22 protein-coding genes are annotated in these 25,247 nt (G+C 69.2%); 8 read left to right on the forward strand and 14 right to left on the reverse strand.

Going from position 1 to position 25,247, the window contains the following annotated elements; translation table 11 throughout:
• Positions 1–852 carry a transglutaminase-like domain-containing protein gene (locus ABZ880_RS22675; RefSeq protein WP_361265788.1) on the forward strand — a complete coding sequence of 284 codons (852 nt, stop codon included), beginning with the start codon at positions 1–3 and terminating at the stop codon, positions 850–852.
• Positions 853–867: 15 nt separating this feature from the next.
• Here the strand turns inward: ABZ880_RS22675 and ABZ880_RS22680 are convergent, their stop codons facing one another.
• Genes ABZ880_RS22680 through ABZ880_RS22695 form a run of 4 tightly spaced genes read right to left on the reverse strand, consistent with a single transcriptional unit; the run spans position 868 to position 4,359 of the window.
• Positions 868–1,482: a response regulator transcription factor gene (locus ABZ880_RS22680; RefSeq protein WP_361265791.1), complete on the reverse strand. Its 615-nt coding sequence runs from the start codon at positions 1,480–1,482 to the stop codon at positions 868–870.
• Positions 1,479–2,672: a histidine kinase gene (locus ABZ880_RS22685; protein WP_361266233.1), complete on the reverse strand. Its 1,194-nt coding sequence runs from the start codon at positions 2,670–2,672 to the stop codon at positions 1,479–1,481. The genes ABZ880_RS22680 and ABZ880_RS22685 overlap by 4 nt, the downstream gene beginning before the upstream one ends.
• 5 nt (positions 2,673–2,677) lie before the next feature.
• A complete protein-coding gene (locus ABZ880_RS22690) occupies positions 2,678–3,436 on the reverse strand; it encodes an ABC transporter permease (protein WP_361265793.1) in 759 nt (252 codons plus the stop codon).
• Positions 3,430–4,359, reverse strand: coding sequence for an ABC transporter ATP-binding protein (locus tag ABZ880_RS22695; RefSeq protein WP_361265795.1), 930 nt, complete (start codon positions 4,357–4,359; stop codon positions 3,430–3,432). Before ABZ880_RS22695 ends, ABZ880_RS22690 begins: the two co-directional genes overlap by 7 nt.
• A gap of 187 nt (positions 4,360–4,546) precedes the next feature.
• Here ABZ880_RS22695 and ABZ880_RS22700 point away from each other — a divergent pair, with 187 nt between their 5' ends.
• Positions 4,547–4,876 carry a hypothetical protein gene (locus ABZ880_RS22700; RefSeq protein WP_361265798.1) on the forward strand — a complete coding sequence of 110 codons (330 nt, stop codon included), beginning with the start codon at positions 4,547–4,549 and terminating at the stop codon, positions 4,874–4,876.
• Positions 4,877–4,924: 48 nt separating this feature from the next.
• On the opposite strand, the gene ABZ880_RS22705 is transcribed toward ABZ880_RS22700, so the two are convergent.
• The 4 genes from ABZ880_RS22705 to ABZ880_RS22720 form a co-directional block, all read right to left on the reverse strand.
• Entirely contained in the window at positions 4,925–7,153 is a 2,229-nt protein-coding gene (locus ABZ880_RS22705; RefSeq protein ID WP_361265801.1) for a hypothetical protein, read from the reverse strand.
• Between the two features lie 158 nt (positions 7,154–7,311).
• Entirely contained in the window at positions 7,312–7,722 is a 411-nt protein-coding gene (locus tag ABZ880_RS22710; protein WP_361265803.1) for a DUF6113 family protein, read from the reverse strand.
• On the reverse strand, positions 7,719–8,609 hold the full coding sequence (gene mshB, locus ABZ880_RS22715; RefSeq protein ID WP_361265806.1) for an N-acetyl-1-D-myo-inositol-2-amino-2-deoxy-alpha-D-glucopyranoside deacetylase: 891 nt from the start codon (positions 8,607–8,609) through the stop codon (positions 7,719–7,721). The genes ABZ880_RS22710 and mshB overlap by 4 nt, the downstream gene beginning before the upstream one ends.
• Before the next feature lie 19 nt (positions 8,610–8,628).
• Positions 8,629–8,823 carry a hypothetical protein gene (locus ABZ880_RS22720; protein WP_306189482.1) on the reverse strand — a complete coding sequence of 65 codons (195 nt, stop codon included), beginning with the start codon at positions 8,821–8,823 and terminating at the stop codon, positions 8,629–8,631.
• 186 nt (positions 8,824–9,009) lie between these two features.
• Here ABZ880_RS22720 and ABZ880_RS22725 point away from each other — a divergent pair, with 186 nt between their 5' ends.
• On the forward strand, positions 9,010–11,130 hold the full coding sequence (locus ABZ880_RS22725; protein WP_361265809.1) for a prolyl oligopeptidase family serine peptidase: 2,121 nt from the start codon (positions 9,010–9,012) through the stop codon (positions 11,128–11,130).
• A 129-nt stretch (positions 11,131–11,259) separates the two neighbouring features.
• Here the strand turns inward: ABZ880_RS22725 and ABZ880_RS22730 are convergent, their stop codons facing one another.
• From ABZ880_RS22730 to ABZ880_RS22750, 5 genes are all read right to left on the reverse strand, one after another.
• Positions 11,260–12,309, reverse strand: coding sequence for a dipeptide ABC transporter ATP-binding protein (locus ABZ880_RS22730; protein ID WP_361265812.1), 1,050 nt, complete (start codon positions 12,307–12,309; stop codon positions 11,260–11,262).
• Complete coding sequence (locus ABZ880_RS22735) at positions 12,302–13,276, reverse strand: ABC transporter ATP-binding protein (protein ID WP_361265815.1); 975 nt, start codon at positions 13,274–13,276, stop codon at positions 12,302–12,304. Before ABZ880_RS22735 ends, ABZ880_RS22730 begins: the two co-directional genes overlap by 8 nt.
• A gap of 475 nt (positions 13,277–13,751) precedes the next feature.
• The gene (locus tag ABZ880_RS22740; RefSeq protein ID WP_361265818.1) at positions 13,752–14,729 is read right to left on the reverse strand and encodes an ABC transporter permease; all 978 of its coding nucleotides are present in this window, start codon (positions 14,727–14,729) and stop codon (positions 13,752–13,754) included.
• The gene (locus ABZ880_RS22745) at positions 14,722–15,645 is read right to left on the reverse strand and encodes an ABC transporter permease (protein ID WP_361265821.1); all 924 of its coding nucleotides are present in this window, start codon (positions 15,643–15,645) and stop codon (positions 14,722–14,724) included. The genes ABZ880_RS22740 and ABZ880_RS22745 overlap by 8 nt, the downstream gene beginning before the upstream one ends.
• A 6-nt stretch (positions 15,646–15,651) precedes the next feature.
• Complete coding sequence (locus tag ABZ880_RS22750) at positions 15,652–17,283, reverse strand: ABC transporter substrate-binding protein (protein ID WP_361265824.1); 1,632 nt, start codon at positions 17,281–17,283, stop codon at positions 15,652–15,654.
• 450 nt (positions 17,284–17,733) lie between these two features.
• On the opposite strand from ABZ880_RS22750, the gene ABZ880_RS22755 reads away from it, so the two are divergent.
• The 5 genes from ABZ880_RS22755 to ABZ880_RS22775 all read left to right on the forward strand — a co-directional run bounded on the left by ABZ880_RS22755 (position 17,734) and on the right by ABZ880_RS22775 (position 23,836).
• Positions 17,734–18,762, forward strand: coding sequence for an ABC transporter permease (locus tag ABZ880_RS22755; RefSeq protein ID WP_361265828.1), 1,029 nt, complete (start codon positions 17,734–17,736; stop codon positions 18,760–18,762).
• 81 nt (positions 18,763–18,843) lie between these two features.
• Positions 18,844–20,601 (forward strand): ABC transporter substrate-binding protein, encoded by a 1,758-nt coding sequence (locus ABZ880_RS22760; RefSeq protein ID WP_361265831.1) that lies wholly within the window; start codon positions 18,844–18,846, stop codon positions 20,599–20,601.
• Positions 20,602–20,694: 93 nt separating this feature from the next.
• Positions 20,695–21,675 (forward strand): ABC transporter permease, encoded by a 981-nt coding sequence (locus tag ABZ880_RS22765; protein WP_361265833.1) that lies wholly within the window; start codon positions 20,695–20,697, stop codon positions 21,673–21,675.
• 47 nt (positions 21,676–21,722) lie between these two features.
• Positions 21,723–22,760, forward strand: coding sequence for an ABC transporter ATP-binding protein (locus ABZ880_RS22770; RefSeq protein WP_361265837.1), 1,038 nt, complete (start codon positions 21,723–21,725; stop codon positions 22,758–22,760).
• Positions 22,761–22,786: 26 nt separating this feature from the next.
• Positions 22,787–23,836 carry a dipeptide ABC transporter ATP-binding protein gene (locus ABZ880_RS22775; protein WP_361265840.1) on the forward strand — a complete coding sequence of 350 codons (1,050 nt, stop codon included), beginning with the start codon at positions 22,787–22,789 and terminating at the stop codon, positions 23,834–23,836.
• 136 nt (positions 23,837–23,972) lie between these two features.
• On the opposite strand, the gene ABZ880_RS22780 is transcribed toward ABZ880_RS22775, so the two are convergent.
• A complete protein-coding gene (locus ABZ880_RS22780; RefSeq protein WP_361265843.1) occupies positions 23,973–25,244 on the reverse strand; it encodes an MFS transporter in 1,272 nt (423 codons plus the stop codon).
• Positions 25,245–25,247: the final 3 nt, after the last annotated feature.

Consider the following 25,247-nt stretch of genomic DNA (forward strand, 5'->3'; position numbering starts at 1 on the left):
ATGCGTCCCCCGTATCCCCCGTCCCCCGAGCGGTCCGCCGAGCTGCGGCGGCGGTTCGCCGAGGAGGCGCGGTCCGAGCGGCCCGACCTGTCCATGCTGAGCCTGCTGGTGGGCGCGGAGGCGGACGGGGGGCTGGACGAGGCGGGCATGGACGCCGCGCAGATGGAGCTGGACCGGCTGGCGGGGCAGCTGCCGTTCCGGCCGGGCGGTCCGATGGCCTGGGCGACGGCGCTGCACCACCTGCTCGGTGTGCGGGACGGGTTCCGCGGTTCCCCCGCCGACTACCAGCGCCTGGAGTCGTCGCTGCTGCACGAGGTGCTGCGGCGGCGGCGCGGGCTGCCGATCCTGCTGTCGGTGGTGTGGATGGAGGTCGCCCGGCGGGCGGGGGCGCCGGTGTACGGGGTCGCGCTGCCGGGGCATTTCGTGGTCGGGTTCGGGCCGCAGGAGCAGCAGGTGCTCGTTGATCCGTTCGACGGGGGGCGGGTACTCAACGGGGGCGACGCGGAGCTGCTGGTGGCCGGGGCGACCGGGGCGCCGCTGGATCCGTCGATGCTGACGCCAGCGGATCCGCTGGAAGTGGTCCTGCGCATCCTCAACAACATCCGCGCTTGGGCTGCCGCCCGGCCCGAGCGCTCCGATGTGGGGCTGTGGGCGGTGGAGTTGTCACTGCTGCTGCCTTCGCATCCGGCGCGGCTGCGTTACGAGAGGGCTCAACTGTTGGTGCAGCGGGGGGAATTCCTCAGCGGGGCGGCAGAGCTCGATGCGTACGCCGACGTGGTGGCGGCGGTGGACGAACCCGCGGCACAGCGGGTACGCCGACAAGCGCAGTCGGCAAGGGCAATGCTCAACTAGGCACGCGTACGAATTTCAGAGCCAGCCCTTTTCTCTGGCAATGCGCACCGCTTCGGCTCTGTTTCGTACCGCCAGTTTCTGGATCGCCGTCGAGAGGTAGTTGCGGACCGTGCCCTGGGACAGGTGCAGGGTCTTTGCCAATTCCGCGTTCGTCGAACCGTCGGCCGCCGCGCGCAGGACCTCACGCTCCCGGTCGGTCAGGGGGTTGGCGCCCTCCGCGAGGGCCGCTGCCGCCAGCGTCGGGTCGATGACCCGCTCGCCCGCCAGCACCTTGCGTACCGCTTCCGCGAGTTGGGCCGCGGGGGCGTCCTTGACCAGGAAGGCGTCGGCGCCCGCCTCCATGGCGCTGCGAAGGTAGCCGGGGCGGCCGAAGGTGGTGAGGACGACCAGCTTCACCGCCGGATGGGCCCGGTGGACCTGGGCCGCCGCCTCGATACCGGTGCAGCCCGGCATCTCGATGTCGAGCAGGGCCACGTCCACGTCGTGCTCGCCCACGGCCGCCAACACCTCGTCGCCGCGCGCCACCTGGGCGACGACCTCGATGTCGTCCTCGAGGCCGAGGAGCGCGGCCAGCGCCTCGCGGACCATCGACTGGTCCTCGGCGAGCAGCACCTTGATCGTAGGGCTCATGCCCCGGATCCTACGGCCGGGGAGGTACCGGCGGGCACGCGGGCGACCAGGCGGAAACCGTGCTTCGTACGGCCCGCCTCAAAGGTGCCGCCCGCCTTCTCCAGGCGTTCGGTGAGGCCGGTCAGGCCGTTGCCGGGGCCCTTGCCGGAGCCGCCCGAGCCGTTGTCCTCGACGGAGAGTTCGAGGACCTGGCCGTCGAGGGTCTGCCGCTTGAGCACCTCCACCGTGCAGCGCCCGGCGCCGCTGTGCCGCACGACGTTGGTGACCGCCTCGCGCAGCGCCCAGGCCAGCGCCGACTCGCTCTCCTCGGGGACGTCGGCGAGGTCCGGTTCGTCGGGTACGTCGGCGGTGACGCCGGCCGCCGTCAACGCGACCTGCGCGCCCGCCAGTTCGGCGGACAGCCGCGGGCGCCGGTAGCCGGTGACGGCCTCACGGACGTCGACCAGGGCCTGACGGCTGACCTGTTCGATGTCGGCGACCTGCTGGGCCGCCTTGTCGGGGTGGTCGGGGAGCATTCGGCCGGCCAGCTCGCTCTTCAGCGTGATCAGGGAGAGGGAGTGGCCGAGGAGGTCGTGCAGGTCCCTGGCCAGGCGCAGGCGCTCCTCGTTCGCGGCGAGTTGGGCGACCGTCGCCCGGGCCTTGCGCAACTCGACGGTCGTGCGCACCAGTTGCTTCACGCCCGTCATCGAGTAGCCGAGCAGCAGCACCAGGAGGAACAGGCTCCAGGCGGTCTCCTCCCCGGCGCGGATCCCCACCAGGATCAACGCGACCGTGTTCAGCGGGATCGCCCAGTACGCGATCCGCAGCGGCAGAGTCACGCCGCAGACGACGGAGACGTACACGAAGAGGCCGAGCCAGGGGGCGCCGAGCGTCAGGGGCAGGATGACGGCGAGCGTGGCGAGAACGGCGACCAGGCCCACCACGATCCGGCCGGCGAACGGCCTTCCCATGTTGCGGAAGACCACCGCCAGGTAGGTCCCGACGAAGAAGAGGAGTCCCGCCCAGCCGGCCGCGGTGGCGGCGGTCGTGTGGTGGCCCGAGACCAGGTCGTTCAGCGGAGCGCTGAGGAAGACCAGCCAGGGCAGGATCCACACCAGCTTGCGCCAGGCCTCGGCGCGGTTGCGGGGCGGCTCCCCGATGCGGATCAGACGCTGCACGCGGGCCTCTTCGGGCGCGGGGTCTTCCCTCATGATGCTCACGCCTTCAGCGTGTCCTTCCGGTACAGCCAGGCCGCGCCACCCGCGAACAGGACGAAGAAGACGGCGAGGATGGCGATGTCCTGGGCGTGCGGGGCCTGGCTCTGTTCGATCGCCCGCCCGAGGGCAGCGTACGCGTGCGTGGGCAGCCACTTGGCGATGTCCTGGAGCCACTGCGGGAAGCTGGAGGACGGGAACCACAGGCCGCCGAGGATCGACAGGCCGAAGTAGACGATCATCGTGAGCGGGCGGACCGCGTCCCCGGAGGCGAGGTAGCCGATGGCGACGCCGAGCGCGGCGAAGACCAGGCTGCCGGCCCAGATCGCACCGGTGAGCGCGAGCCACTGCCAGGCGTCCAGCCGTACGCCCTTCACGGCGGCGGCGACCAGGAAGACGACCACGATGGACGGCAGGCTGACCACGGCCGCGCTGGCGGTCTTGGCGAGGACGTATCCGCGCCCGGGCAGCGTGGTCAGCCGCAGCTGCCGTACCCAGCCGTTCTCCCGCTCCTTGGCGATGCGCTCGCTGTTGCCCATCAGTACGGCGGTCAGGGCGCCGAAGGAGGCCATGGAGACCATGACGTACGCCGCCACGGTCAGTCCGGTGCCGTCGACCTTGCCGTTCGTGCCGCCCTGGCTGGAGGCGAGCAGGAAGATGACCGACGGGTAGATCACCGAGAAGAACAGGAACTTGCGGTTGCGCAGGGCGCGGGCGAGTTCCAGCTTGATGAGGCCCCGCGAAGCAAATGTATTCAGCATGACTGCTTGGCCTCCTCGGCCTCGGTGATGGCGACGAAGGCCTGCTCGAGCCCGAGCCCGGCGACTTCGAGGTTGCGGGGGTAGACGCCGAGGCCGTAGAGGGCGTGGACGGTCGCGTCGGCGTCGGAGGACTGGATGCGGACCGTCTGACCGCTTATGTCGACGGACGTGAGGAAGGGGAGCGCCCGAAGCGGGGCCTCGTCGATCGCGCCCTCCAGGTCGAAGGAGACGCGCCGCGCGCCCGCCTTCGCCTTGATCTCGGCCGCCGTGCCGTCCGCGAGGAGCCGGCCCCGGTGCAGGACCAGCACCCGGTCGGCGATCGCGTCCGCCTCCTCCAGGTAGTGGGTCGCGAACAGCACGGTCCGTCCCTGGTCGGCCTGTTCGCGCATGGTCGCCCAGAAGGCCTGGCGGGCGGAGACGTCCATGCCGGTCGTCGGCTCGTCCAGGACGATCAGGTCGCTGTCGCCGGCCGTGGCGAGGGCGAAGCGGACGCGCTGGGCCTGGCCGCCGGAGAGCTTGTTGACCTTGCGGTCGGCGATCTGCGAGATTCCGGCGCGGGCGAGGACGTCGCTCGCCTTGTACGGCTTCGGGTGCAGGTCGCAGGCGAGCTTCACCAACTCGGCGACCGTCACCTCGTCCATCAGCCCGCCGCTCTGCAGCATGGCGCCGACCCGCCCGGCAACGATGGCCTCGCGCGGGCCGGTGCCGAAGACGCGGACCGTGCCGCTGTCGGCGTGCTTCAGGCCGAGCAGCAGGTCGAGGGTGGTCGACTTGCCCGCTCCGTTGGGCCCCAGCAGGGCCACCGTCTCCCCCGGGTGCAGGGCGAGCGTCAGCCCGTCGACGGCCCGTACGCTCCCGTAGGTCTTGCTCACCTGGTCGAACCCGACCACCGGTGTGGTGGCCGTCGCGGCTGTCGTCGTCATGTGATCCATCGTGGCCGCGGGGGCCGTGCGCCCGGCAGTGTCGGCGGTCCGGAGTACCGGATGACAGATGTCACGCCGGGCGGCGCGGGAACGCGTAAAAGATATGGCATGGACTCGCCAAAAAAGTTACCTTGATCGCCGCCCGGCCCGACCCGCCGGGCACAACCACATCAAGGGGGATACCGCGATGCGCAAATTCCTTGCCGGCGCCGCCACCGCCGTGGTCGCCGTCACCAGCCTCGCCTTCGCCGCCCCGGCGCAGGCGGCGGCGTCCGGCACGGTGTCGGTCCAGGACATCAACTGCCATGCCAAGGAGAGCGTCCGGATCCGGAAGTCGAAGTCGACCGGCTCGGACGCCCTCGGGCTCTTCCCCAAGGGCGCGGGGGCGGACTGCGGCGCGGCCACGGAGGGCGGCACCTTCACCGCCTGCGGCCACACCGACGGATTCTTCTGGATCGCGATCAACTACCAGGGAATCAAGGGCTACGTGGCCCTGTACTGCATCACGCGTCCCTGACCGCGTGAAGCCCGTGAAGGCCCGTCCTCCTGGACGGGCCTTCACACGTCAGCTCGGGTCGGTGTCGATGACTCCGGTGCGCTCCGCCGTCGTCTTGCCCAGCAGAGCCCTGCGCAGCGCGGAGGCGACGTCCTGGGGGGTGACGGCCGTCTTCTGCCCGGTGCCCCGGGTGATCAGCACACCGTCGAAGGTGGTGCCGTACGCCTCCTTGAGCGCCTTGAGGTCGTAGGTGTCCACGAGCTTGCCGTTGACGGCCTTGAACCCGATGATCTTCGGCAGTGACACGGGGCCGAACGGGATGCTGTGCGACGCGTCGGTCTGCACGGTGACGAGGCCGGACATCGCGGGCTTCGCGAAGGCCTTCATCTCGCGGTCGACCTCGGCGTTGGTGATCGTCGGCTGCGTGTTCGTCGTCGCGACCGCCACCGGGGAGCTCGAACCGGTCTCCACCTGGTTGCGGTACGCCTCGATGACCGCCTCGGTCGACCGGGCGACGTCGACGCTCTTGCCCGCCTTGCCGTAGACGGCGACGGCCTTGCCGGACTTGAACCGGATCGTGCCCTCGGTCATCGAGCCGGAGCCGCCGGCCGTGTCCTTCAGGGCGGCGGTCAGCTTCTCCGTGTCGACGGGCATCACCGGATCGACGACGCGGTGGTTGCCGAAGAGGGAGCCGATGACGGAGACCGGGTTGTAGTCGCTGTGCGCGGCCGCGCCGACCGTGGCCTGCTCGTCGAACTGCAGTCCCGCCTGGTCCGGCTTGAGCGTGACGGTCTTGCCGCCGACGGACAGCTTCAGCGGCTTGTTCACATTGCCGCCGAAGGCCTCGTCGAGCTTCTTGACGGCGTCGTCGCGGGTGCCGCCGCCGATGTCGACGCCGAGCACGGTGGTGCCCTTGGGCACGTCGGAGTGGTTCATCAGCAGCCCGGCGCCGTAGGCACCGACACCGATGACGAACACGCCGCCGCCGAGCAGCACCAGCTTGTTGCGGCCCTTCTTTTTCTTCTTGGGCGCGGAGGAGGACGGCACGTTCTGTGCGACCGGCTCGGGCAGCTTCGGCGGCGTGTGCGGCAGCGGGCCGTCGCTGTGGGTGCCGGGCCCGAACGGCGAGTTGGCGCCCGGCGGCACCACCGGGATGCCGCTGGTGACGGTGTGCCCGGAGACGTTGTCCGGCGCCGGGTAGCCACCCGTGCCCGGCTCGGGGGCCGGCTTCTGCGGGGTGAGGATCGCGGTGTCGTCGCTGAGACCGCCGCCGGGACCGAGACCCGCGCCGTGCGGACCGCCCATGCCCGAGGGGCCGCCGGGTCCGCCGGGTCCTGCGGGGCCGCCGCCGAGGGGCGGCGCCAGCGGGCCGTCTCCGGTGACCGGGCCGCCGGTCGGGCCCGCGGGGCCCTGGGCACCGCCCTGACCGCCGCGGCCGTTCGGCCCGTTGAAGCCGCTCGCGCCGCCGTAACCGCCTTGGCCGTTCTGCCCGTTCTGGCCGTTCTGGCCGTTCTGTGCACCGTGCTCGCCGTCCGAGAAGTACGGCAGCTCGTCACGGCGCGCCTCGCCGCCGGGACGCGAGCCGCCGCCGAGCGGGCCCGCGGCCAGCGCCTCGGTGACGTCGAAGGAACCGGTGCCCCCGCCGTGGCCGGGGGCCACCGGGCCGCCGGTCGCGCCGGGGAGCCCCGCGCCGTTCGTCCCGCCGGGGCGGGAGCCGCCGGGCACGCTCATGGAGCCGACCACGCCACCGGGACGACCGGTGCCCGGACGCGCACCGCCGGGAGCCCCCGCGCCGGACCCGGCGGGACGCGCACCGCCGGAAGTCCCGGCGCCGGCGGTGGGCGCGCCCGCACCCGAACCGCCGGGCAGACCGGCCCCGTTGGTGGCGCCGCTGCCCTGACCGCCCTTGGCCGGGCCCGACTTGCGGGGCGCGAACCAGTCGCTGGTCTTGTCCTCGGCCGACGGTGACGGGTCGGCGGGAGGCTCCACGGTGCTCATGGCCTGGGTCGCGCCCGGTGCCGGAAGCTCGGTCTCGCCGGTCTCCTCGGGACTCGCGGCGTCCGCGACGGGCGTACGCACGACGACCGGCGGAATGGGCCTCGACCCGGGGATGTTGATCCGGATCCGGGTCGTCAGCGTGGTCTCGGTCTTGCGGTCCTCGGACTGCGCGGCCGAACGGCCCGCTTCCGCACCGGCGTCGGAAGCCATGGGGGTCCCGTACGGCGGCGTGCCCGAAGGGTATGCGGCTTGGCCGCGCCCGTTGGGCCCGGAGGACGGAGTGTCAGTTTCACGACTCAAGGCAGGTTCTCCCGGTTGGCTCCGCCGCCCGCACGACCTGAACACGCGGGCGGCTCGGCGGCGCGCACCACCATACTGGCCACTTCTGGCGCGTATCCCATGACCGCCGGGGAAACCCACACGGGACTCGCACTCACGGTTAATGGCGAAGTGGTACGTCACTTGCCAAGTCGGACGTCACGGCCACCTGGTTGCCGCCCCTGAGCAAGGGTGGCGCAGATCACAGCGACGGCCATGCCTCCGAGCAGGAAGAGATACGAGCCGCCTCCTGCGCCGAAGAGGAAGTCGCCCTCGGGTCTGCTGGCGGTGAGCAGGATGACGGCGATCACCCAGCCGGCGGCGGGCGCGATGGCCCCGCCGCGGCTCTCGGTGGCCCGTCCGCCGCCGAGGCACAGCCCGGCCTCGCCCGCGAGAGCGAGCAGCAGCCCGCCCGGGAACCAGCCGGCCTGCACCAGCGCACCGGCGGCGCCGACGAGCACGCCGAGCACGAACAGGCCGAGGTACAGGAACGTCCGCCCGGCAGGGGGCCGCTGCAGCGGCTGGGCGAGCATGGAGCCCCGCTCGGTCATGACGCCTCCCTCACGCCGGCGCCGGCACCGACGTCGAGCCCGGCGAACAGATCGGTCTCCCGCGGCTCCCCGCCCTTCCCGCGCACCAACTCGTAGTACTCGGTGGTGAACAGGGGCTGCCCCAGCCTGTTGGAGAGCGAGAAGTACGGCTCGGCGACGTCGAGTTGCGTGGCGTGCGCCCGCATCGCGGCGGCCTTGGCGGCGGCGTACGCGGTGCCGTCGATCTCGGCGGTGACGCGCTCGTCGGGCACCACACCCGGGACGTCGCCGACGGCCGCGGACTCGGCGAAGGGGGCGGCGGACAGACCGGGCAGATCCGCCTCGAGCCGGGCGAAGGCACCCTCGGCGACGGAGCGGGGCACCCGGTTCCAGTAGATCTTGGGGATCTCCCAGCCCTCCGCGGCGGCCAGTTCGGCGGCGCGCATGGCGACGCGGTGGGCCTGGATGTGGTCGGGGTGGCCGTATCCGCCGTTGTCGTCGTAGGTGACGAGGACCTGGGGGCGTACCTCGAGGATCACCTCGACGAGATGCCGGGCCGCCTCGTCGACGTCGGCCTGCCAGAAGCAGGCCGGGTCGTCGTTGTCGGGGATGCCCATCATCCCGGAGTCCTGGTAGCGGCCCGGGCCGCCGAGCTGACGGAAGTCCTCGACGCCGAGTTCGCGCATGGCGGCGGTGAGCTCGCCGAGCCGGTACTCGCCCAGGGCGGTGCCGGTCAGGTGCTGGAGATCGGGCGGGATGACCTCGCCGCGCTCACCGAGTGTGCACGTGACCAGCGTCACCCGGGCGCCCTCGGCTGCGTACGCGGCCATGGTGGCGCCGTTGTTGATCGACTCGTCGTCCGGGTGCGCGTGCACCAGCAGCAGACGCCGGGCGGGGGGTTCCGTCATGGAGCCCACCCTAATCGGGTCAGAACTTGATGCTGCCGATCATCCCCGCGATGTTCGTCGTCAGCTCGCTGATGGTGGGAGCGACCGTCGAAGAGGCGAGGTAGAAGCCGAGCAGCATGCACACGATGGCGTGGCCGGCCTTCAGTCCTGACTTCCTGATCAGCAGGAAGACGATGATCGCCAGCAGCACCACCGCCGAAATCGAGAGTGCCACGGCGGCTCACCTCCAAAGATCCCAAGTACGCGGGGGTCGGACCAAGGGGCAACGAATCCCTGCAGACAAACCAACAAGGACCAGCAGGTTCATACCCACTATGCGCTAGTGATCATAACTATCCGTACGCGCGCATCGATCGGCGCACGGCCGCACAAGGGGGCGCATGGCCAATATGGTCGGGGCATGACGACGACGTCCGACTCCTTCCCCCGCCGGCACGCCCGCACCCAGCGGTTCACGCTCGGCGCGCCGCGCGCGTTCACCGTGGCGCCCGACGGCGCCCGTGTCGTGTTCCTGCGCTCCACCTCCGGTACGGACAGGGCGAGTTCCCTGTGGGTTCTCGATGCGACCGGCGGCCAGGAGCGCGTGGCGGCCGACCCGCGCGCCCTGCTCGGCGGCGTGGCCGAGGACCTCCCGCCGGAGGAGCGGGCGCGCCGCGAGCGCAGCCGCGAGGGCGGCGCCGGCATCGTCGGCTATGCCACCGACGCGGCCGTGGAGTTGGCGTCTTTCGCCTTGTCAGGGCGGCTTTTCGCGGCCGAGCTGCGGGCCGGCACGGCACGTGAACTCCCGGTCCCCGGACCGGTGATCGACCCGCGCCCCTCCCCCGACGGCCGCCATGTCGCGTACGTCGCGCAGGGTGCCCTGCGGGTCGTGGGGGCCGAGGGCGAGGGTGAACGGGCGCTCGCGGAGCCGGAGTCGGCCAACATCACCTATGGACTGGCCGAGTTCATCGCGGCCGAGGAGATGGGCCGCTCGCGCGGCTTCTGGTGGTCGCCGGCCTCGGACCGGCTGCTGGTCGCGCGCGTGGACGACACGCCGGTGCAGCGCTGGTGGATCTCCGACCCCGCCCATCCGGAACGTGATCCACAGCACGTCCCGTACCCGGCGGCCGGCACCGACAACGCGGACGTACGACTGTTCGTGATCGGCCTGGACGGGCTGCGCACGGAGGTTGTCTGGGACCGGGCAGCCTACCCGTATCTGGCGCATGTGCACTGGTCACAGGCGGGTGCACCGCTGCTGCTCGTACAGGCGCGCGACCAGCGCAGTCAGCTGTACCTGGCCGTCGACACGGAGACGGGCGCGACCCGGCTGGTGCACGCGGACGAAGATCCAATTTGGCTTGATCTTTTCCCCGGGGTGCCCTGCTGGAGTCCTTCCGGGCAGCTCGTGCGTGTCGCGGACGAGGGCGGCGCGCGGGTGCTCGCGGTCGGTGAACGCCCGCTGACGGGACCGCAGTTGCACGTCCGCGCGGTACTGGACGTCTCCGCCCACGACGTGCTGGTCGCCGCGTCGGCGGGAGCAGAGGCCGAGTCCCCGGAGACCGGCGAGGTGCACGTCTACCGCGTCAACGAGCTCGGCCTTGAGCGCGTCTCGCAGGACCCCGGCGTGCACTCGGCGGTGCGCTCCGGGGGCGTGACCGTGCTGGTGTCCGCCACCCCGGACCGGCCGGGCGCCCGTGTGCAGGTGCTGCGCGACGGCAAGCAGACGGCGACCATCGCCTCGTACGCGGAAGATCCCGGTATGTCCCCGCGCGTGATCCTCACCGAAGGGGGCGCACGGCGGATCCCGTGCGCCGTCCTGCTCCCCCGCGATCACGACGGCGAGACGCCGCTGCCCGTACTGCTGGATCCCTACGGCGGTCCGCACGGTCAGCGGGTGGTCGCCGCGCACAATCCGCATCTGATCTCGCAGTGGTTCGCCGACCAGGGTTTCGCGGTGATCGTCGCCGACGGGCGGGGCACCCCGGGCCGCTCCCCCGCCTGGGAGAAGGCGATCCGGGACGAGGTCGCGGCGGTGGCCCTCCAGGACCAGGTGGACGCGCTGCAGGCGCTTGCCGCCGACTTCCCGCTCGACTTGGGCCGAGTCGCGATCCGCGGCTGGTCCTTCGGCGGCTATCTGGCGGCCCTCGCGGCGCTGCGCCGCCCGGACGTCTTCCATGCGGCCGTGGTCGGCGCCCCGGTCACGGATCTGCGGCTGTACGACACCCACTACCAGGAGCGCTACATCGGTCACCCGGGCAAACAGCCCGAGGTCTACCGCCGCAACTCGGTGATCGACGACGAGGGACTGGTGGACGCGGCCGAACCGCACCGCCCGATGATGGTCATCCATGGCTTCGCGGACGACAACGTCGTGGTCGCCCACTCCCTGCGGCTGTCCTCGGCCCTGCTGGCCGCCGGCCGCCCGCACGAGGTGCTGCCGCTGTCCGGAGTCACGCACATGACCCCGCAGGAGTCCGTCGCCGAGAACCTGCTGCTGCTCCAACTGGACTTCCTGAAGCGCTCTCTGGGGCTGTCATAGCCACCCAAATGCGCATCAATCGCGTTAACACGCAGGCAACTTGGCCGACCCGATCCCGATATACGGACGCGTCAGTCTAAAGAACGTACGGCCGTGCGGGTGCCGTAAACGGACCGGGGTGCAGCCATGTCACCCCGGTCCGTTGCTTTCCCCCTCCGGGGGAACGACTTGCTTCTCTTCCGCGAAGTGGCACGCGGAGTCATGGGCGGCCGGGCCGCTCGTGTGCCTGAACTCGGCCGGCACCGCGAGCAGCGGCACCTCCAGCGCGCACCGCTCCTGCGCCTTCCAGCAGCGGGTGCGGAAGCGGCATCCGGAGGGGATGTTGGTCGGCGACGGCACGTCCCCCGCGAGGATGATCCGCTCCCGGTGCTCACGGGCCTCCGGGTCGGGCACGGGTACGGCCGACAGCAGCGCCTGCGTATAGGGGTGCGTCGGGTGGTCGTAGATCTCCTCGTGTCCGCCGATCTCCACGATCCGGCCGAGGTACATCACCCCGACCCGGTCCGAGATGTGCCGCACGATCGACAGGTCGTGCGCGATGAAGACGTACGACAGCTCGAACTCGCTCTGCAGCCGGTCGAGCAGGTTGACCACCTGGGCCTGTACGGACACGTCGAGCGCGGAGACCGGTTCGTCCGCGACGATGACCTCCGGGCGCAGCGCCAACCCCCGTGCGATGCCGATGCGTTGGCGCTGGCCGCCGGAGAACTGGTGCGGATAGCGGTTGATGTACTCGGGGTTGAGGCCGACGACGTCCAGCAGGTCCTGGACCTTCTTGCGCCGGTCGCCCTTCGGGGCCACCTCGGGGTGGATCTCGTACGGCTCCCCGATGATGTCGCCCACGGTCATACGGGGGTTGAGGGAGGTGTACGGGTCCTGGAAGACCATCTGGACGTTGCGGCGGACGGATCGCAGGGCCTTGCCGGAGAGCCTTGCGATGTCCTCGCCCTTGTAGTGGATCCGCCCTGCCGTCGGCTTCTCCAGGTTGACCAGCATCTTGGCGACCGTCGACTTGCCGCAGCCGGACTCACCGACGATGCCCAGGGTTTCGCCCCTGCCGAGGGTGAAGTCGACGCCGTCGACGGCCTTCACGGCGCCGACCTGCTTCTTGAAGACGATGCCCCGGGTGAGCGGGTAGTGCTTGAACAGCCCGCTGACCTCCAGAATCGGCTCAGCCATTCAGGCACTCCCTCCAGAAGTGGCAGGCGCTGCGCCGGTCCTCGTCCACCTCGTACAGCGGCGGTACGTCCGTGCGGCACACGTCCTGGGCCATCGGGCAGCGGGGGTTGAAGGCGCAACCGGGCGGGATGTTCATGAGGTTGGGCGGCAGGCCCTTGATGGCGTAGAGCTCCCGGCCCTTCTGGTCGAGCCGCGGGATCGACTCCAGCAGACCCTTGGTGTACGGGTGCGCGGGCGCCTTGTAGATGTCGTGCACCGGGGCCGACTCCACGATCCGGCCCGCGTACATCACGGCGATCCGGTCGGCGACGTCGGCGACCACGCCGAGGTCGTGGGTGATGAGGATGAGCCCCATGTTGTACTCGCGCTGCAACTCGGCGAGCAGGTCCATGACTTGGGCCTGGACGGTGACGTCGAGGGCGGTGGTGGGCTCGTCGGCGATGATGAGGGCCGGCTCCAGGGCGAGGGCCATCGCGATCATGATGCGCTGGCGCATGCCGCCGGAGAACTGGTGCGGGTAGTCCCTGACCCGCTCCTTCGCCGCCGGGATCCGCACCCGCTCCATCAGCTCGACGGCCCTGCCCCGCGCGTCCTTCTTCGACATCCCCTGGTGCACGACGAACATCTCGCCGAGCTGGTCGCCCACGGAGAGCACGGGGTTGAGGGAGGACAGCGCGTCCTGGAAGATCATCGCCATCTCGGCGCCGCGGACCTTGCGCCGCTCCTCTTCCTTGAGCTCGAGCAGGTTCCGCCCCTGGAAGAGGATCTCGCCGCCGGTGATCCTCCCGGGCGGCATGTCGAGAATCCCCATCACGGCCTGCGCGGTGACGGACTTCCCCGACCCGGACTCCCCGAGCACGGCAAGGGTCTCCCCCGCGTCCACGCCGTAGTCGACCCCGTTGACGGCCTTGGCGACCCCGTCCCGGGTCCTGAACTCCACATGCAGATCCCGTACTTCGAGCAGCATGACGCCATCACCTCAACTTCGGATCGAGGGCGTCGCGCACCAGGGCGTCCCGCCGGGCAGAGCAGGGATGCGAACCGCGTCGGCCGGCAAAGTGCCCGGGCCCCGAAAGCCTCTCGCCCGACACGACCGCACGACCGGCCGACCCGGCCATCGCCACGACGCAGGAACAGCCGCCACCCGACCCCACACCGGCCCCCGAACCCACGCCCACGGACCACACGCCGCCACCACCAACACGCCATCACCTCAACTTCGGATCGAGGGCGTCGCGCACCAGGGCGTCCCGCCGGGCAGAGCAGGGATGCGAACCGCGTCGGCCGGCAAAGTGCCCGGGCCCCGAAAGCCTCTCGCCCGACACGACCGCACGACCGGCCGACCCGGCCATCGCCACGACGCAGGAACAGCCGCCACCCGACCCCACACCGGCCCCCGAACCCACGCCCACGGACCACACGCCGCCACCACCAACACGCCATCACCTCAACTTCGGATCGAGGGCGTCGCGCACCGCGTCGCCGAGCATGATGAAGGCGAGCACCGTGACCGCCAGCGCTCCGGCCGGCCACAGGAGCATGTGCGGGGCGTTGCGGATGTAGGCGGAGGCCGCCGAGATGTCGATGCCCCAGCTGACCGTGGGGGGCTTCAGGCCGACGCCGAGGTACGACAGGGTCGCCTCCAGGGCGATGTACGTGCCGAGCGCGATGGTCGCGACGACGATCACCGGCGCGACGGCGTTCGGGGCGATGTGGCGCAGCAGGATGCGGGAGTCGGAGGCGCCCAGGGCGCGGGCGGCCTGCACGTAGTCGTTCTGCTTGGCGGTGATGACCGAGCCGCGTGCGATGCGGTAGACCTGCGTCCAGCCGAGCAGCACCATGAACCCGATGACCGGCCAGATGGTGTTGCTGGTCACCACGGAGAGCAGGACGAGACCGCCGAGCACGACCGGGATCGCGAAGAAGATGTCGGTGATCCGGGACATCAGCGAGTCCATGCCCCCGCCGAAGTACCCGGCGAGCCCGCCCAGGATCGAGCCGAGAACCGCGATGCCGGCCGTGGCCAGAACGCCGACGCTGATGGAGATACGGGTCCCGTACACGGTGCGGGTGTAGACGTCGCAGCCCTGCCCGTCGTAACCGAAGGGGTGGCCGGGCTGGGAACCCTCCTGTGCCTTGGCGAGGTCGCACTTCAGCGGGTTTCCCGACGCGATCAGCGACGGCCAGATGGAGATGACGACGAGGAAGAGGATCACCAGCGCCGAGATGATGAAGACGGGGTTGCGGCGCAGGTCGCGCCACGCGTCGGACCAGAGGGAGCGCGGCCTGCCCGCCGGGGCCGTGCCGTCCGGTCCCCCGGGCGTCCTCTCCAGGGTCTCCGCCTCCGTCACGGCCAGGTCCATCGCGCCGCCCATGCCCGCGGAGGAGATGGCACCCTCGGACTCGTACTGCTCAGGCATAGCGGATCCTCGGGTCGAGTACGGCGTACAGGAGGTCGACGAGCAGGTTGGCCACCAGGAAGACGAGGACGAGTACGGTCACGAAGCCGACGACGGTCTGGGTGTTCTGGCGGAGGATGCCCTGGTAGAGCTGGTAGCCGACGCCGTGGATGTTGAAGATCCGCTCGGTGACGATCGCGCCGCCCATCAGCGCCCCGATGTCCGTGCCGATGAAAGTGACCACGGGGATCAGGGAGTTGCGCAGCAGATGCCGGACGATCACCCGGCGCCGGGGCAGCCCCTTCGCCACGGCCGTACGGACGTAGTCGGAGCGGCGGTTCTCCGCGATGGAGGTACGGGTCAGCCGTGTGACGTAGGCGAGGGAGACCGAGGCCAGGACCAGGCCCGGCACGATCAGCTCGCCGAAGGTGGCTTCCGTGGAGACCGACGGTTTGATCCAGCCCCACTCGACGCCGAGCAGCAGTTGGAGCAGCAGGCCGGTGACGAAGGTCGGGACGGAGATGACGACGAGGGTGGTCAGCAGGACCGAGGTGTCGACGGGCCGCCCGCGCCGCAGGCCGGTGATCACACCCAGCGTGATGCCGATGACGATCTCGAAGAGGATCGCGACGATCGTCAGCCGGATGGTCACGGGGAACGCCGTCGACATCAGCTCGGTGACCTTCTGACCGTTGAACGCCGTACCGAAGTCGCCGGTGAAGACGTTCCCCATGTAGGTCAGGTATTGCTGCCAGACCGGCTTGTCGAGGCCGAACTCCTTCTTCAGCTGGGCGGCCGTGGCCGCGTCGCACTGCCGCTCGCCGCACAGTCCCGCGATGGGGTCGCCCATCACGTTCACCATCAGGAAGATCAGCAGCGTGGCCCCGATGAACACCGGGATCATCTGGAGCAGACGCCGGACCACGTACCGTCCCATGGGCCGTCAGCCGACCTTGATCTCGTTGTAGACCGGCACGCTGAACGGGTTGAGCGCGACGTTGGAGAGCCGGTCCGACCAGCCGGCGCTGCCGTTCTGGTACCAGAGCGGGATGGCCGCCATGTTGTCGCGGACGACCTTCTCGGCGTTCTGGAAGATGCCGATCGCCTTGGTGGTGTCGGTCTCGGTGTTGGCCTGGTTGACGAGGCTGTCGAAGTCCTTGTTGGACCAGTGGCCGTCGTTGGAGGAGGCGTTGGTGTAGTAGAGCGGCTGCAGGAAGTTCTGGATGAGCGGGTAGTCCATCTGCCACCCCGCCCGGAACGGACCCGACATCTTCTTCTGCGTGATCTGGTTGCGGAAGTCGGCGAAGGTGCCGACCGGGTTGCCCACGCACGCCTTGTCGTTGCCGAGCGCGTTGTTGATGGAGTTGCAGACGGCGTCCACCCACTCCTTGTGCGAGCCGGTGTCCGCGTTGTAGGTGATCTTGACCTGCCCGCCCGGAAGCCCGCCGCCCTCCTTGACCAGCTTCTTCGCCTCGGTGGGGTTGTAGTCGCAGGCGCCCCCGCACAGCCCGTCCTGGAAGCCGCCCTTGGTGCCGAGGACCGGTGAGGTCCAGTCGGTGGCCGGGGTGCGGGTCTTCTGGAAGATCGTGTTGGTGATCTGCTCGCGGTTGATCGCCATGGACAGGCCCTGACGGACCTTCTCCGAGCCGCTCTTGTTCCAGTCCGGGTCGTAGAAGGGGAAGGCGAGCGTCTGGATGATGCCGGCGGGCGTGTTCAGATACCGGCTCCCGAGGTCGCTCTTGACGTTCTTGAGCTGGGCGGCCGGGACGTCGTCGACAAGGTCGAGGTTGCCGGCCATCAGGTCGGTGTAGGCGGTGTTGTTGTCGGTGTAGACCTTGAGGTCGACGCCGCCGTTCTGTGCCTTGTCGGTGCCCGGGTAGGCGTCCCACTTCCGCAGGGACATCATCGAGCCCTTGGTGTACGACGACACCGTGTACGGCCCGTTGCCGACCGGCTTCTCGATCCACCCGGCGTGGTCGGTGAAGAAGGCCTGGGGCAGGGGCGCGAAGGCCGGGTAGCCGAGGGTGTCCGGGAAGGTCGAGAACTTCTGGGTGAGCTTGACGGTGAAGGTCAGGTCACCGGTGACCTTCAGCCCGGAGAGCGTGTCGGCGGTCTGCTTGCCGGTTTCCGGGTGGACCTTGTCGTAGCCCTCGATATAGCCGAAGAAGTACGCGTTCTTCTGGTTGTTCTTGAGACTCGCGCCGTAGTTCCAGGCGTCCACGAAGGACTTGGCGGTGACGGCCTCGCCGTTGCTGAACTTCCAGCCGCTCTTCACGGTGACCGTGAAGTTCTGCGAGTCCGTGGTGTCGATCTTCTCGGCGAGCATGTCCTCGGCCGCGCCGGTCTTGGAGTTGTACCGCTTCAGCCCCCGGAAGATCATGTCGAGGACCTTGCCGCCCTGCACCTCATTGGTGTTGGCCGGCTCCAGCGGGTTCTGCGGGTCACCCCAGGAGGAGCTGAGCACCGCGCCGCTGTCCCCACTGCCGCTGCCGCTGTCGCCGCCCCCGCAGGCCGTCGCGGCGAGCGCGACCGCCGCCGCGCCCGCGGCCCATCTGGCGTGCGTGGCTCCGCGCATGGAGTGCCTCCTCGTGACCGCCGGTCCGTCACCGGTTCCGTTACCGGCCAATATCGGCGCAAAGGGCCTATTTCGCATACGCACCGAGGCCATTAGAGGAGGCAGCCATCGGCGACAATGGATCTTCCGCAGGGAGCGCAATGGATCTTCGCCATCCGATGCCGAACCGTTGGATTGTTACGCCAAGATGTACGGATTTCGATACGGAGGCATCCGCATATCGAACTCGTTGACCGTTTCGCGCAGTTGGCCCGAATCGGGACACGGATCGATTACGACGCGCTACACGCGTAGCTACAGAACAGTCAAGCACAAGCAAAGAAGGTAAAGAGAAACCCAAGCCGACCGAGATTTTATTGACCTTGAACGAATTGCGTTGAAAAAGTCCGGCGTAGCCCGTAGGGGAGCGCCCTGCGGAGTCATCAGACCCTCCCTTGGGCCAGGAGCACCATGACCCCCCCAACTCCATCGGCGGCTGCCCCGCTTGAGGTGACCGACGCGAGCGTCGAGAAGTCACCTTCGCCCTCCACCCCTAAGGGCAACGAGAGCCGCTCCCCCGGGCGTCTGGCCTGGACTCGCTTCAAGCGTGACCGCACAGGTGTCATATCCGCCTACATCGTGATCTTCTTTTTCGTGATCGCGATCGCCGCGCCGCTGATAGCGAAGCTGTACGGCAAGGACCCGTACACGACGTACGCCAGCCAGCGTCCGGACCTGCTCAACGCCTTCTCGTACCCGGCCGGCCCCAACGGCGGCATGAGCTCGGAGTTCTGGTTCGGTATCGAGCCCCAGCTCGGGCGGGACGTCTTCACGTTCCTGCTCTACGGCATCCGCACCTCGCTGGGCATCGCCGTCGCCGCCACCCTGCTCACCACGATCGTCGGCGTGATCGTCGGTGTCACGGCGGGCTATCTGGGCGGCAGGACCGACTACCTCGTGGGCCGGATCATCGACATCCTCCTGTCGTTCCCGTCCACCCTCTTCTTCATCGCGTTCATGCCGGTCGTCTACGGCCTGTTCGTCGCCCCCGACGACGACATCCCGACCTGGCTGCGCGCCACCGCCCTGATCCTGGTCCTCTCGGCCTTCGGCTGGGCGTCCATCGCCCGTCTGCTGCGCGGCCAGGTGCTGGGCCTGCGCGAGCGGGAGTTCGTCGAGGCGGCCAAGGTCACGGGCGCCTCGCCCCGGCGGATCGTGTTCAAGGAACTGCTGCCCAACCTGTGGACCCCGATCATCATCCAGTCCACGTTGATGCTGCCGGCCTACGTGACCGCGGAGGCGGGTCTGGCCTTCCTCGGAGTCGGCATCATCGACCCGACTCCGGACTGGGGCGTGATGATCCAGCGCGGCGCCCAGTTCTACACCGAGGACATCACCTTCATGCTCTTCCCGGGCCTCTCAATGGTGATCTTCGTTCTCGCCTTCAACCTGCTCGGCGACTCGGTGCGCGACGCGCTCGACCCGAAGTCCAAGCGGTAACCCCAAGCCCCATCCCGGCCCGGATCGACGACGTCCGGCTGGTCACGTTCGTTCCGACTCAATCCACGAGGCAGGCTCAGCATGTCCTTTTCCCGCAGAAACTTCCTGATTGCCACCGGTGTGGCCGCTGCCGGCACCACCGTGCTGAGCGCCTGTAGCAGCGGCAGCAGCAGTTCCTCGAACGACAAGGTCCCCTCGGTCACCGGCGCCAAGACCATGAACATCCCGGTCGGCACCAAGGCCGACTCGACCGGTCCGGCTCCGGAGGTCAAGGGCGCGGTCAAGGGCGGGACGATCTACTCGCTCGACCAGTTCGACATGGACCACATGGACCCGGCCCAGATCTACGTCTCGACCGAGGGTGCCATCACCCGGCCGGTCCTGCGGGGCCTGACCGGCTACAAGATCGACGAGAAGGGCGGCTGCACGCTGGTCGGCGACGTCGCCACCGACGCCGGCACCATGAAGGACGGCGGCAAGACCTGGTCGTTCACGATCAAGGACGGCATCAAGTGGGAGGACGGCGCCGATCTCTCCATGGACGACGTCCGCCACACCTTCGAGCGCCTCTTCGCCTCCTTCATCACCGAGGGTCCGCGCTACGTCCAGCAGTGGCTGGTCGGCGGCGACAAGTACAAGGGCCCCTACGACGGCAAGAGCCTCGACTCCATCGAGATCGACGGCAAGACCGTCACCTTCCGCCTCACCGAGGCCCGCGCCGACTTCAACTACACGCTCGCCATGCCGGGTTACGGCCTCGTGCCGAAGAAGAAGGACACCAAGGAGAAGTACGACAAGCGTCCGTACTCCCTCGGTCCGTACAAGGTCGAGAGCCGCAGCATCGGCAAGTCGATGACGTACGTCCGCAACGAGCACTGGGACCCGAAGACGGACGCCATCCGCAACGCGTACCCGGACAAGTTCGTCTTCCAGTTCGGCTTCGAGCCGGTCGCCTCCACCGACCGCTACATCGCGGACAAGGGCAACGACCAGTACGCGATGTCGATCTTCAACGAGGTCGCCGCGGAGCGCATCGCCCAGGTCCTCACCAACGCCAAGCTCAAGAAGCGCGTTCTCACCGAGGTCGACACGGTCACCTACTACTGGCCGATCAACACCACCCGGATCAAGGACGTCAAGGTCCGCCAGGCCATCAACTGGGCCTGGCCGCACCAGCAGCTGCAGACCATCCGCGGCGGCAAGGCGACCAGCGAGCTGGCCACCACGATCCTGTCCCCGGTGACCCCCGGCTACGAGAAGTTCGACCTCTACGGCACGGACACCAAGCCGGGCGGCGACCCCAAGAAGGCCAAGGCCCTGCTGAAGGAGGCCGGCAAGCTCGGCCAGAAGCTGGTCATCGCCTACCAGCAGTCGGACAACGCGGTGAAGCAGGCCGTCGCGATCAAGAACGCCCTGGAGGACGCGGGCTTCACGGTCGTCAACAAGCAGGTGGACAAGTCGACCTTCTACACCCAGATCGGCAAGATCGACAACGACTTCGACCTGTTCGCGGCCGGCTGGAGCCCCGACTGGCCGGGCGGTTACTCGGTCTTCTACCCCTGCTGGAGCGGCAAGAACATCGGCGACGGCCGTAGCAACTACGCCCAGCTCAACGACCCGAGCGTGAACAAGGCGATCGACACGGCCTCCACCATCGCGGACACGGCCAAGGCCAACAAGGCCTGGGGCGCCATCGACAAGCAGATCATGGAGCTCGCGGCGGTCGTCCCGGACTACCACTCGATCCGCAACTGGATGTACGGATCCAAGGTCGGCAACGTCGTGTACGACTCGGGCAACACCTGCGTCGCGCTCTGCAAGCTCTACGCCACCAAGTAGTCCACCGGGGGCGGCCGTTCCGACGGCCGCCCCCCTGCGGCCCACCCCCCTCAACTCCCCGGCGACGGCGCCCCGTCCGGAAAGTCACGCCCCATGTTCCGCTTCCTTGTCCGCCGAGTACTCGGTGCCATGGTCATCCTGTTGATCATCAGCGCCGTCACCTTCTGGCTCTTCTACGCCATCCCGCGTGACCCCGCCACGATGTCCTGCGGCAAGAACTGCACGCCTGACATGCTCGCGCAGGTCCGGCACAACCTGGGTATCGACCATCCCGTTCCGGTCCAGTACTGGGACTGGCTCAAGGGCATCTTCGTCGGGCGCGACTACGCCGGTTTCGGGCACTGCGACGCGCCCTGCCTCGGTTACTCCTTCGCCAACCGCGAGCCCGTTCTCGGCACGATCATGGACCGCCTGCCGCTGACCCTCTCACTCGCCTTCGGCGCAGCCGTCGTGTTCCTGATCTTCGGTGTCGGCACCGGCATGCTCGCGGCCCTCAAGCAGGGCAAGTGGCAGGACAAGGTGGCCAGTTCGGCCTCACTGCTCGGCTCGTCACTGCAGATCTACTTCGTCGGCTACATCGCGATGTACTTCCTGGTCGCGAAGCTGGGCATCCTCGACAACCCGTCGTACACGCCGCTCACCGACGACCCGGTCGCCTGGGCTTCCGGCCTGCTGCTGCCGTGGTTGGTGCTCGCGATCATCTTCACCGCCAACTACACCCGCATGGCCCGCTCCCAACTGGTGGAGCAGCTCAGCGAGGACTACGTCCGCACGGCCCGCGCCAAGGGGCTGTCCCGCGCGAACGTCTTCTTCCGCTTCGCCTGGCGCGGTGCGATGGGCCCGATCGTGACTGTCTTCGGCATCGACCTGGGCACGCTCATCGGCGGTGCGATCATCACCGAGTACACGTTCAGCCTGCAGGGTGTCGGTCGGCTCGCGGTGCAGTCCGTGGACAAGAGCGACCTGCCCATGCTGCTCGGCGTCACCCTGCTGTCGGCGGGCGCGATCGTGTTCCTGAACATCATCGTCGATGCCGTCTACGCCCTCATCGACCCGCGGATCCGGCTCGCCTGACCTCCGCCCTGCCCCCTACCTCCGCATCACCCCCCAGGAGCGTCCCCGTGACGAGCACCGATCAGCAGCCCTTCCTCTCCGTCAGGGACCTGAAGGTCCACTTCTCCACCGAGGACGGCACCGTCAAGGCCGTCGACGGGCTCTCCTTCGACCTGGCCAAGGGCAAGACCCTCGGCATCGTGGGCGAGTCGGGCTCCGGCAAGTCCGTCACCAACCTGACGATCCTGGGCCTGCACGACCGCGCCCGCACGGCGATCGACGGCGAGATCCTGCTCGACGGCAAGGACCTGCTCACCGCCAAGGAGCGGGAGTTGGAGCAGCTGCGCGGCAACAAGATGGCCATGATCTTCCAGGACGCCCTGGCCTCCCTGTCGCCGTACCACACCATCGGTTCGCAGATCGGTGAGACCTACCGCAAGCACACCGGCGTCTCCAAGAAGGAGGCCCGGGACCGGGCGATCGAGATGCTGAGGCGGGTCGGGATCCCGCAGCCCGACATCCGCGTGGACGACTACCCGCACCAGTTCTCCGGCGGTATGCGCCAGCGCGCGATGATCGCCATGGCCCTGGTCTGCGACCCCGAGCTGCTGATCGCCGACGAGCCGACGACCGCCCTCGACGTGACGGTCCAGGCCCAGATCCTCGATCTCCTGAAAGACCTCCAGCAGGAGTTCGGCACCGCGATCATCTTCATCACGCACGACCTCGGTGTCATCGCCGACATCGCGGACGACGTGCTGGTGATGTACGGCGGCCGGTGCGTGGAGCGCGGTACGAAGCAGGAGGTCCTGCGCACTCCGCAACACCCGTACACGCTGGGCCTGCTGAGCTCGATGCCGAGCCTCGACGGTCCGGTCGACGTGCCGCTGAACCCGATCCCGGGCTCGCCGCCCTCGCTGCTCAACCCGCCGTCCGGCTGCCGCTTCCACCCGCGCTGCACCTTCGTCGAGAAGGTCCCGGGCGGCCTGTGCTCCACCGAGCAGCCGGTACTCGAGGTGCTGGAAGGCCGCGGTTCGGCCTGCCATCTCTCGCTGGACCAGCGCGAGGAGTTCTTCGCCGACTTCGCCGTATCCCGGCACAACTGACGGACAAGAGACGGGATTTCACGACCATGAGCAACACCACCCCCCTCCTGGACGTCTCCGGGCTGACCAAACACTTCCCGATCAAGGGCGGCTTCCCGATCCGGCGCACGGTCGGCGCCGTGCAGGCGGTCGACGGCCTCGACTTCCAGGTCGCCGAGGGCGAGAGCCTCGGCCTGGTCGGCGAGTCCGGCTGCGGCAAGTCGACGACGGGCCGCCTGATCACGCGCCTGCTGGAGCCGACGGGCGGCAAGATCTCGTACCGAGGCCAGGACATCACCCACGCGGGCCGCAAGCAGCTGGCGTCGGTCAGGTCCGAGATCCAGATGATCTTCCAGGACCCGTATGCGTCGCTGAACCCCCGCCAGACGGTCGGGAAGATCATCTCCGGCCCGATGGAGATCAACGACATCAACCCGGCCGGCGGCCGCGAGAAGCGCGTGCGTGAGCTGCTGGAGATCGTGGGCCTGAACCCCGAGCACTTCAACCGCTTCCCGCACGAGTTCTCCGGCGGCCAGCGCCAGCGCATCGGCGTGGCAAGGGCGTTGGCCCTCGAGCCCAAGCTGATCGTGGCCGACGAGCCGGTCTCCGCCCTGGACGTCTCGATCCAGGCACAGGTCGTCAACCTGCTCCAGAAGGTCCAGGAAGAGCTCGGTATCGCCTTCGTCTTCATCGCCCACGACCTGGCGGTCGTACGGCACTTCTCACAGCGGGTGGCGGTGATGTACCTCGGCAAGATCGTGGAGATCGCCGACCGCGACGACCTGTACGAGAACCCCCGCCACCCCTACACACGGGCCCTGCTGTCCGCCGTACCCGAGGCGACGGTGGACGAGGACGCGCCCGCCCGCGAGCGCATCCGCCTGACCGGCGACGTCCCGTCCCCCATCTCCCCGCCCTCCGGCTGCCGCTTCCGCACCCGATGCTGGAAGGCGACGGACAAGTGCGCGGCCGAGGCCCCGCCGCTGGTGCAGGTCGAGGGCAACAAGCCCGGCCATCTGACCGCCTGTCACTACCCGGAGACGGAGCCGACCGTGTCGACTCCGCGTCTCTCCAAGAACCCCGAGGCGGCGGCCTGACACACCCCTTTCCGTCAGCCGCCTCCTTTCAGGAACGGACTTTCTCGGCCCATTGACCCGAGCCCATGAGCGTCCGACTCCTGGGGAGAAGGCCCACGCAGCACACTCGTGCCGCGTGGGCCTTTTGGCGTCTCCTTCACGATCGTTCATTTTCCGGCGCCGTGTTCGAAGACCTTGTGTCGTCGGAATGCGTCCTCGCCACGCCGAGGGTACGAACCTGAGGCGAGAGCAGGGCCGCCGTGGTCGCCAGGACGATCAAGGCCGCACAGCCGGCGAGGGACCAGCCCGTGCCCACGGACTGTGCAACGGGTCCGGCGACGAGGAGGCCGAGTGGGGCGAAGGCCAGCGAGCCGAACCAGTCGTAGGAACTGACCCGTGACAGGGCCTGTTCGGGGACCTGCCGCTGGATGGTGGTGGCCCAGAGAACTCCGAAGACATCGCCGGCGATCCCGGCGCCGAACATCGCCGCGGCGATCAGCCATACCGGTGCCCGAGCGCTGAGCAGAGCAACGGGCACGGCAGCCGGAAACGTGCACAGGACGGCCACCAGAACGGGCCGGTTCACTCTCACCCGGGCGGCGAACCCCGCCCCGGCGACGGTGCCCAGGGACTGCGCGGCCACGACGACCGACCACGCCCGAGCTCCTCCGAGATGCTGCTCGGCCGTCAGCGGGCCCAGAACCCCGAGGTTGGCATTGACCGCGGCGACGACGACCGCGTACTGGGCGACCACGACCCACAGCCACTGCCGGGAGGCGAACTCCTGCCAGCCCTCCCGCAGATCGGTCCACCCCGACGCCTTCTTGCGGGGCGGCACGGTCACGCCCAGCCGCGCCGTCAGCGCCGAACTGACCACGAAGGACGCGGCGTTGAGTGCGAGCGCCCAGCCGGCGCCCACCATGGCGACGGTCACCCCGGACAGGGCCAGCCCCAGCAGCATGGAGCTGTTCATACCTACCCGCAGCAGAGCATTGGCCTGTTGCAGACGGCTCGCCGGGACGAGCAGAGGAACCAGGCCGTCCATGGCGGGCGCGAAGAGGGCCGTCGCCGTCCCGGCCACCACGGCGAGCAGGCACAGGGCGGCCAAGGGCGCATGCCCGGTCAGCACCATGGCAGCCAGACCCACATAGGCTCCGGCTCCCAGTCCGTCGGCCAGCGCCATCAGCCTCGACCGGGACATCCGGTCCGCGATGACACCGCCGGCCAGGATGAAGACCAGCTGCGGCAGCGCCTGGCAGGCCACCACGAGCGAGAGCCTGCCCGCACTCGCTCCCGGGAGAGCCAGCACGGCGAACGCCAGTGCCACGCGTGCGAAGCCGTTGCCCAGTACGGAGATGACGCGTGCGCTCATGAGCAGCACGAACTGCCGATCCCGCCACAGCGGCGGCGTCGCCGAAGAATCCGTCACGGC

Source organism: Streptomyces sp. NPDC047043 (genome assembly GCF_040644055.1).
In the GTDB taxonomy this organism is placed as follows: Bacteria; Actinomycetota; Actinomycetes; order Streptomycetales; family Streptomycetaceae; genus Streptomyces.